This is a genomic window from Clostridium psychrophilum (assembly GCF_018861705.1).
Lineage (GTDB): Bacteria > Bacillota > Clostridia > Clostridiales > Clostridiaceae > Clostridium_AD > Clostridium_AD psychrophilum.
On the sequence record NZ_JAHLEC010000273.1, the window covers coordinates 1 to 683 of the forward strand.

Below are 683 nucleotides of genomic sequence, written 5' to 3' on the forward strand. Positions count from 1 at the left end.
TTAGAAGAATAGCAAAAATAAACGTTTTTTTATTGAAAAACTTTTTCAACTCTTTTTACGGTGGAAGTTAACTCTGCAAAGTGGAAGTTACTTTTTCAATTCACCAATATTTCATTAAAGTACCATTTATAACATATTACAATTATTTTTCTAAAACTTTATACTCTACATCTATATATTTGTCTTCATCATAAAATCTTTCTGATTCTCCATAGATGCGTACATTTGTTTCTACCGCATTCTCCGCAATATACTTTGCAGTATTAACAGCTACATCAATAGTTTTATCTACTAGAACAGCGGTTACTGCTGCTGTTATCTTTGTGGTTTTACCCACCACTCTAGAAGCTATTTTGCTATACTTCTTACTACTTTGTGAGAATTTTTTTCTACCGGATTTTTCTGCTATAGAAGAGATAACATTTCCCGTTAATTCAATACCATAACCTGCAGTATTTCCAACTACTTTTCCAACACCATATATTACTTTCCCTGCCATTGTCATAATTATCACCATACCTATACTCATACTTATATACAATTAGTATACCATATTATTCACAAATTATTACTAATATGATTATCCCACAAAAAGCTTGTAATTACTTCCAAACGTAGTAATTATGATATAATAATATCAAAATCAGTACGTAGAGGAGGATTACTATGTTTTGCAAAAATAA

At 29.4% G+C, this 683-nt stretch carries 1 protein-coding gene; it reads right to left on the bottom strand.

All coding sequences use genetic code 11. The annotated features are described in order from the left end of the window. Nucleotides 1–142: 142 nt before the first annotated feature. A complete protein-coding gene (locus KPL38_RS19440; protein WP_216290772.1) occupies nucleotides 143–529 on the bottom strand; it encodes a hypothetical protein in 387 nt (128 codons plus the stop codon). Nucleotides 530–683: the final 154 nt, after the last annotated feature.

What these genes read in the sequence shown, in the direction of transcription:
- KPL38_RS19440 (WP_216290772.1), bottom strand. Translation starts at nt 529, where the DNA reads ATGAGTATAGGTATGGTGATAATTATGACAATGGCAGGGAAAGTAATA.